Here is a 7,507-nt window from a genome sequence, read left to right as displayed (position 1 = left end):
ACCCCCACAGCCCCCGCGCCCACCAGCCCCACCCCCACAGCACCTCCAGCACCCACAGCGCCGCCCGCGCCGCCCGCACCCCCACGACGCGGCGCCGAGTTCATGCCGGGTGTCAAGATCACGCCCAAACCCGCCGTCCCCACCCCACGCGGCCCGGCGGCACCCGTATCGCGCTCCGCCGCCCCTGCCCGTTCCGTGGCACCGCCAGCTCTTCCCGTGCACGGCGCCGGCGACGGTGTGGGTATCTGACAGATCGATTCCCCGAGTCCTCACCCGCGTCCGGGCTTGAGGACTCCGGCTTTCCTTGCCGCTCGTGCGTGAGGAAAGCCGTACTCCTCCGCTGCTACACCCTCCGTCTACCGTGTGCCGGTCACCCACCCGTATCGCCGGACCGGCATGTCACAAGGGAGGCCCGGCGCCTTGGAGTCGGACGCGGAACGCAAGCGCACAGGGCTGCTCGCCCTGGGATTGCTCGGATTTCTGCTGATCGCCGTGCTGACGGTCTTCACCGTTTTCGACGACGACGAGGAGCCCGAGTCGACCGGCTCGGACAAGCCCGCCGCCACAGCCCGAGCGGACGATGGCAGCGCCGGGAGCAGCGACACCGGAGGGGATAGCGCCGCCGAGGAAAAAGCCGGCCTCGCCCCGATCGTCCCGCTCTCCGATGTGGCCGAGGCCCACGACGTCATGACCGCCTACATGGCCGGCGTCAACACCTATGACCACTCCACGGTTGCCGGCCCCTGGGTCAAGCCGCTGCTCGAAATGACCACGGGCGAGACGGTCATGAAGCAGGAGACGGCCCTGCCGACAGGCAAGGAATGGGCGAACTGTCTTGCCGCCAAGTGCACTTCGAAGGGCCGCGCGGTCGTCGAACGCGACGCGCTGATCTCGGATGACGTGGCCCGCGGCAGCGGAGAGACGATCTCCAGCGTGGTGGAGGTGTCCTCCACTCGTACCGAGGGCGGCAAGAAGACCACCGAGACCAACTCCTGGCTGGTAAGCGTCAAACGGAGCGGCAGCCAGTGGCAGGTATCGGGGTTCGATCTCTTCGGTCTCGGCAACGTGGGCGCCTCCGACCAGACAGGAGAGTGAGTACCCGATGGTGGCTCCGGCCGTACTGGCCGCTGCGGCAAAGGCCGTAAAAACTGCCAAAACCGCGAAAAAGGCGGCCCAGCTGGTCTCCGGCCAAGGCGGCGGCGAGGGGGGCAAGAAGAAGAGCAGCAGCACCAAGTGGGTACTGATTCTCTGTGGTGGCGGCCTGCTGCCGGCCGCCGGCATCGGGCTCCTCATCATTGTGCTGATCACCTCCCTCGTCGGAGGCATGGGCGGCGGCGTTGCGGGGGCCGCCTGCGGGGACTACGGGGAGAACGCCGAAGCGGGCAGTACGGGCCCGGCCGCCGCGACGAATCCGATCATGCCCGCGGGCAAGGTCTACATGCCGAGCGAGACGGCGCGTAACGAGATACCGCCGAAGATGATTCTCGCCGCGATGCGCGGCGCCGCCCGGTACAAGGGCCTCGACTGGACCCTGATCGTCGGGCAGATGTACCAGGAGACGAAGTTCGGGCAGGACAAGTCCGCCGCTCCTGGCGGCAAGAACAGCGCCGGCTACATGGGGATCCTGCAGTTCGGCAAGCCGGCCTGGACGGACTACGGCGCCGACGGCAACGGTGACGGCAAGAAGGACCTCTACAACATCGACGACGCGGCGTTCGCCACCGCCAACTACCTGCACGCGCAGAAGGCCGAGACCAACGCGGACAAGGCACTGCGCGTCTACTCCGGGTCGACGAAGTCCAACACGATCTACATGCGGGTGGTCCTCACCCAGGCGGCCCGCTACCGCGGCGCTCTCACCGGCGACCAGGACCTCATCAAGCGCTGGTACGCCCAGTTGAAGAAGACCATCGACAAGAACCCCGGCTTCCCGACCCTCGGCAAGCAGTCGGACATCCCCGAGCCGGTCGGCAACGACGCGGACCCGAGCAAGGCGCTGGGCACCCCCGCCACAGCGGCGAAGTCCTGGTCGACTCCGCCTCTCGACGGCGGCAAGAGCGGCAAGGGCGAGAAGAAGGACGGCGGCTCCACCGAGCAGGCCGCGTACCGCGGCAGCGCGGATCGCAGCGCCCCCGCCACCGACCCCGCCCCGCGCTCCGTCACACCCGCCATGGCTCCCGTGGCGCTCTCCCGTCCGGCCGCCAAGCCCGACGTGAGCGGCAAGGACTGGCAGTGGCCGATGAAAAAGGGCACCTACCAGATCGGCACGGTCTACCACAAGAACGGCGGCATGTGGAGCCTCGGCTACCACACCGGGCTGGACCTGGTGGCGCCCAGCGGCACGCCCATCTTCGCCCCGGCCGACGGCAAGGTCACCAAGGCGGCCGGCGGCGGCTCGTACGGCAATGAGACCAACCTCCAGCACGCCGGTGGCGTGGTGACGCTGTACGGCCACCAGACGAAGATGCTGGTCTCAGTCGGACAGAGCGTGAAGCGCGGGCAGCAGATCGGCACGGTCGGCGCGACCGGCAACGTGACCGGGCCCCACCTCCACTGGGAGGTCCGGGTGCCGGGCGTCGACAACCCGTTCATCGGCGGCCAGGACAAGGGCCCCGGAATGATCGACCCGGCGGACTGGCTCGACGGCAAGGTGACGGCGAAACCGGACTACGGGAGTGTGCCCGGTGCCGCCGACAAGAAGGACAGCAAGGACGCGGAGAACGCGGCCTGCGCCGCCGAGCACAAAAGCCCGGCCGTCGCGCCCGACGGCGCGGGCGCGACCGGCGTGCTGCCGGACTCGGACGACCCGGTGATCCGGTCGGTGCTCGGGTGGGCGCAGCGCGGCCTCGGTGTCCCGTACGTGCTGGGGGCGCCGCGCCTGCAGGGCAAGAACCCCACCACCTTCGACTGCTCCAGCTTCACCCAGTGGGCCTATTACATGGCCAGCGACGGAAAGATCAACATCGGGTCGACCACCTTCGACCAGGAGCCGCACCTCAAGAGCCATGAGGTGTCCTTGTCGGAGGCGCAGCCCGGCGACGTGATCTTCTTCCGGCCGAGCGCACGTGGCTCCGAGCATGTCGGCCTCGTCTGGGACCCCAAGGGCCACAAGATCATCCACGCCCCGCGTCCCGGCAAGAACGTCGAGTTCAGCAACTGGGACATCCAGGACAAGATCACCGGCGTGTACCGGGTGCCGATCCCGAAGGGCACCAACGCGGTCGAGGGCGACGGCAAAAGCGGCAAGCAGAAGGACGCCTGACGGCCGCCCAGTGGTTCGGGGTCGACAGGAAAGCGCTCATGAGGAAAGCAGAGTGGGGAAGTTGAAGCAGATTCGTATCGCGTCAGTCATCGGTGTGGCCCTGTCGCTGGGACTCATCACCGGATGCGGCGGGTCCGGGGATTCGGAGGCCGGCTCCAAGGCCGGCGGGGACGCACCGAAAACCGGTGCCAAGGCTCCCGGGGCCAAGGGGCTGGCCTACCGGGGCGCCCCGATACCGGGCCTCGCGAAGCAGCAGGCATGGAGCACCGACTCCAAGCAATCGAGGCAGTGTGCGGGCGACGCTTCCCTCCCGGCTGACAAGCAGGACGGCGCCATCTGCTCCGTGGGCGACGCCGTCGTACTGGTCGAGAGTGTTCCCGTTGACACCGAGGGCATGGACGAAGAGGAAATAGACGCGCAGGGACCCGACGACCATTTCGTCGGCCGGCTCCACGACGTCGCCACCGGCAAGGTGCGCAAGACGTTCGATATCAAGATGCCGGTCGAGGACAGTGGCCTAGTCGGCCGCGAGGCCAATCAGATCGTGCAAGTGGGCCAGTGGCGGGACGGCTCGCCGGCCGTGCTGGTCCGCACGCACCTCGCCACCAAGGCGAAGGGCCTGAAGAAGGCGACCGACAAATCGGTTCTGACCATGTACGCGCCGTCCGGCGAGAAGCTGGGCAGTTCCACCTTCGACGATTTCACATACGAGAGTGCGGCGGTCCGCAATGGCTATGTGGTCGACGACACGGACACGGACACCAAGCTCATCCCGATCGGCGGCGGCGAAGCCCGCACGCTTCCCTACGACGACGGTGACGTGACGATCGGGACCGGCTTCGGATACACGGTCTCCGAGGATCACTCTTACCAGCCCCGAGCCGACTGGTCAGTGGCCACCGACACTCTCACCGGCAAGGAGGCGTGGAGCACCGAGGACCTCGCTCCGCCGGACTCCTTGCGCAAGAAGTTCACCGAGGACGAAGCGAGCTCCTCGTACGCTTCTCCGCTGAACGGCGATCGCGCGATCCTTGAGTGGGCCCTATACGGCGAGCTGGACGGAATCCTCACCACGATCGACGCCGGCACCGGACGCCGCCTCGCCGAAGGTCCGTCGATCAGCAGGACCAACTCCGGTGAGGACGACAGCAGCGTCCTCTCCCCTGACGGCAACACCTCCGTCATCCAATACGGCGAAGGCGCCGTCGCCTGGAACACGAAGACCGGCGAGGAGCTGTGGCGTCAGGGGGCGGACGAGCAGAACATCACGCCGCTGGCCTTGCCCGGCAATGGTGTCCTCTACGCGGATCTCGACGAAGGCGGCACGGTCGCGCTGGACGCCGACACCAAGAAGCTCCTGCCCGGCAAGGTCGAGGAAGTCCCCGAGTTCACGGACAACGGCTATGCCGTCGTCAGCGGCGAGAACGGCTTCTTCGTCTTCCGCACCAAGACCGTCTGAGCCGGTCGTCCGCACACCAGAAGGGACACCCCAGCGGTGACCGCAGAGCAGCAGAAGAAACCACGCGCCGAGGACGACTGGACCGCCGAGATCGTCATTCTCGTGGTGGTCGTGCTCGCCGGCGTGAGCGCCGCGTGGCTGGCCGCTGCGGCCGGCGCCTCGTTCAGTGACGGGGCGGCGCCGCCCGGCGACCCGTTCTCCTTCGTCATCCAGCTCGTGAAGGGCGGCTACTCCTGGCCCGGCGGCGCGGCCAACGCGATCGCCGGCGCCGAGGCGCTGCTGCTGGGCGTCTGCGGGCTCGCCGCGTACCGGGTGCGCGAGCGCTTCCGTAACAAGCCCAAGGTCGACGCCGCGGCCCGGCATCTGGCCAAGGGCAGCGAGCTGGGCAAGCTCACCCACCACGGCGCGGCGGCCACCGCGAGCCGGCTCGGCGCGCAGACCGGCTCCCCCGGAGTCTTCATCGGCCGTTCCGTACAGGGCAAGCAGCCGCTGTACGGCTCGTTCGAGGACATGCACATCGACATCTGGGGCCCGCGCACCGGCAAGACGACGCGCCGGGCGATCCCCGCGATCCTCGACGCCCCGGGCGCCGTGCTCGTGACGTCCAACAAGCGGGACATCGTGGACGCGACACGCGGCCCGCGCGCGGCCCGCGGCCCGGTGTGGGTGTTCGACCCGCAGCAGGTGGCCCAGGAGTCGCCGAGCTGGTGGTGGAATCCGCTCTCGTACGTCACCGACGTCGCCAAGGCCCGCAAGATGGCCGACCACTTCGCGTCCGGCTCCCGCGACGCGTCGGCCTCGACCGACGCCTTCTTCGACCCGGCCGGCCAGGACCTGCTGGCCAACCTGCTGCTGGCGGCGGCCACCGGCGGCCTGCCGATCACCCAGATCTACACCTGGCTGTCCAACCCGAAGGACGACACGGCCGAGCGCATCCTGCGCGGCGCCGGACACGTCATGCCCGCCGACGGCGTCTACGGCGTGCTCAACGCGCCGGACAAGCAGCGCAGCGGCATCTACGGCGTCGCGCAGCAGATGGCGTCCTGCCTGGTGAACCCCGAGGTCAACCGCTGGGTGACGCCCGCTCCCGGCGAGCCGCTGCCCGAGTTCGACCCGCACGCCTTCGTACGGGCCGCCGCCACGCTGTTCTCCCTCTCCCGCGAGGGCCGCGACTCCGCCGGGCCGCTGGTGACCGCACTGACCGTCGCGGTGGTCGAGGCCGCCGAGGAGTACGCCACCACCCAGCGCGGCGGCCGGCTGCCGCTGCCGCTGGTCGGCGTACTGGACGAGGCCGCCAACGTCTGCCGCTGGCGCAACCTGCCCGACCTCTACTCGCACTACGGCTCGCGCGGCATCATCTTGATGACCATCCTCCAGTCCTGGGCCCAGGGCATCGAGGTGTGGGGCGAGCGCGGCATGGAGAAGCTGTGGTCCGCGGCGAACGTACGGGTCTACGGCGGCGGTGTCTCCGACACCAAGTTCCTCGGTGATCTCTCGGAGCTGGCGGGCGAGTTCGAGCTGACGGACTACCAGACGACCCGCGAAGCGGAATTCGGCGGCTGGTCGGGCAACCGCAGTGTGAACCAGTCCAGCCGCCGGGAGCGGGTCCTCCAGGTCTCCGACCTCGGCTCGATGCCCCCCGGCCGGGCCCTGGTGCTCGCCTCCGGCACCAAGCCGGTGCTGGTGGAAACGGTCCCGTGGTGGGAGGGGCCGCACGCGCGGGCGGTCCAGGCTTCACTGGCGAAGTACGACCCGGGGGTGCGGTAGGGGGCGGGGTTTGGGGGGCTGGGGTCGGCCGGCTTGGTGTTGGCCCCGGCCGGCCCGGCGCAGGACCGGGCCGACCTCGGCTCGACGCCCACGGCCGCCGGCCAGCCTTCCCGCCGCAGACGTCGACTCCCGATGGCTGCCGCACCAACCCCGCCGCAGCGCAACTCCGTTGCTCTGCGGAGCGCGCGCAACGGACTCCGGCGGGCCTCGCCGCTCCCCGGACACCCGCACCCCGCCTCGCGAATTCGCCAAGGGCAGAACACCGCTCCCTCCCCACCGGGCGCAACGCTCCTACCCTTGAGGGGTGAGCAGCCACGCGCCGAACCAAGCCCGCGTCATTCCCCTGCGCCCGGTTGCAGCGGCTGCTGCGCCGGCCCCGAAACCCGCGGCCAGAGAGCCCCTTTGGCGGCACATCGTCGGTGACGTCCTGCGCCGCGAACGCCTCGCCCAGGAACGCACGCTCCGGGATGTGGCCGACGCGGCCGTGATCTCGATGCCGTATCTCTCCGAGCTGGAGCGCGGACGCAAGGAGGCTTCCTCCGAAGTCCTCGCGGCCGCCGCCCACGCCCTCGGCCTCGGGCTGGGCGATCTCCTCGCCTTGAGCCAGGGCGAGCTGGCCCGCCTCGCGCAGGCGCGATCGGCCAAGACCCGCGCCGCCCCCACCCGGGCCACCCCCGCCACCTCGGTCAACGCCGTCAACGCCGTCAACTCGGCGCGCAGCCTCAGCTCCGTGCGCGTCGTCGCCCCGAGCGATGATGACAACCCGGTCACGTACATCGGAGAGCTGAGCACTCGGCGCACCCGGGCGCGGAGGGCCTCGCGAGCGACCTCGCTGACGACCTCACGGATGAGGTCGCGGTCGTACGAAGCGAGGCTCGCAGCCTGAGAAGCCGGCGGGGGCCGGGCGACGCCCCCCGCGCGCGGCCGGCGCACGCTCCCCTGCGCCGAGCGACGGCCGCGCGCACCCCGCACCCCACCCGCCCCCCGCTCAAGCAGCCGTCGCCCCCACAGCCCTCCGC

General features: G+C 69.9%; 4 protein-coding genes and 1 pseudogene. All 5 read left to right on the top strand.

Annotated features, from left to right (window positions below; all coding sequences use genetic code 11):
* Positions 1-363: 363 nt before the first annotated feature.
* Positions 364-1,095, top strand: coding sequence for a hypothetical protein (locus QMK28_RS31325; RefSeq protein WP_326443082.1), 732 nt, complete (start codon positions 364-366; stop codon positions 1,093-1,095).
* Between the two features lie 7 nt (positions 1,096-1,102).
* Entirely contained in the window at positions 1,103-3,262 is a 2,160-nt protein-coding gene (locus QMK28_RS31320) for a peptidoglycan DD-metalloendopeptidase family protein (protein WP_326443081.1), read from the top strand.
* Positions 3,263-3,323: 61 nt separating this feature from the next.
* Positions 3,324-4,721, top strand: a complete 1,398-nt coding sequence (locus QMK28_RS31315; protein ID WP_326443080.1) for an outer membrane protein assembly factor BamB family protein — start codon at positions 3,324-3,326, stop codon at positions 4,719-4,721.
* A gap of 36 nt (positions 4,722-4,757) precedes the next feature.
* On the top strand, positions 4,758-6,488 hold the full coding sequence (locus QMK28_RS31310; RefSeq protein WP_326443079.1) for a type IV secretory system conjugative DNA transfer family protein: 1,731 nt from the start codon (positions 4,758-4,760) through the stop codon (positions 6,486-6,488).
* 304 nt (positions 6,489-6,792) lie between these two features.
* Positions 6,793-7,146: pseudogene (locus tag QMK28_RS31305) on the top strand (helix-turn-helix domain-containing protein); the annotation flags it as partial.
* Positions 7,147-7,507: the final 361 nt, after the last annotated feature.

The organism is Streptomyces sp. H27-D2 (assembly GCF_035828615.1).
Taxonomy (GTDB): Bacteria; Actinomycetota; Actinomycetes; order Streptomycetales; family Streptomycetaceae; genus Streptomyces.
Note: the sequence above shows the minus strand (reverse complement) of the source record. Positions and strands in the feature narration are given on the sequence as shown.

Coding starts and splice junctions, on each gene's coding strand:
- QMK28_RS31320 (WP_326443081.1), top strand. CDS start 1,103: ATGGTGGCTCCGGCCGTACTGGCCGCTGCGGCAAAGGCCGTAAAAACT.